Here is a 797-nt window from a genome sequence, read left to right on the forward strand (position 1 = left end):
TGTAGCAAAAGCCGATTTGCAAGACGTCTACATCACTCACCAATTTGACGGCCAACAACTCGCACGTCTGGATGTGCAATGGCAACATGGTGATACCCTACTACACGCTTCAATGAATCATCATTTTGGCATCACAAACGAACGCGTTCAGGCATGTTATGCCAACCAAGCATTTGAGTTTGATTCGTTTGTGGAAGGTAAATTGTGGCAGGACAATCAAGAACGTAAGTTGAACTTAAAAGATTGGACACCAATGCTCACGAGTAAAGGTTTTCACGCTATGCTATTCGATTGGTTTAAGGTTGTTGAATCAGGCAAGCTGGCTACAAACACAGTGCAACGCAACATAGCGAGCCACCAGCTTGCAGAGCAGATCTGTCAACGCATAGAACAAGCCGTGCATTGCAATTAATCCCTAGAACCAATCTATGCATGAAACGCATACATTAGTTCACTTTTTGTCATTTGTTTCATTGACTAATCGTCACTAAACTTCGCGCTCATTTTTCTATATGAGCGCACAATGCATGCCTTTTTCTCAATCCATTTTCGCTCAGGTGTTGAGAATGTCCATCATGTTGGGGCTATCTCTAATCATCGTCCATAACTCTCCGAAGTTGCTGGAAATATTAGCAGAACAAGCCATCAACAGCGGTTGTCACCAAACAACGGGTGACAACGAACACCATGATCATTCTCATCACCACCATCATTAATAAGAGCAAACTATGAGTATTTTCCGATTTCCAGTTCTTGTTTGGCTTGGAATAGGGATTTTGATTATTTGTCTAGGGATC

Annotated in this window: 1 protein-coding gene and 1 pseudogene; both read left to right on the forward strand. The window is 42.3% G+C overall.

Annotation, left to right across the window (positions count from 1 at the left end):
* Positions 1 to 412 (forward strand): annotated as a pseudogene (locus R8N47_RS24545) (gfo/Idh/MocA family oxidoreductase); the annotation flags it as partial.
* A 154-nt stretch (positions 413 to 566) separates the two neighbouring features.
* The gene (locus R8N47_RS24550; protein WP_005499370.1) at positions 567 to 716 is read left to right on the forward strand and encodes a hypothetical protein; all 150 of its coding nucleotides are present in this window, start codon (positions 567 to 569) and stop codon (positions 714 to 716) included.
* Positions 717 to 797: the final 81 nt, after the last annotated feature.

It is taken from the genome of Vibrio sp. 2132-1 (assembly GCF_033344315.1).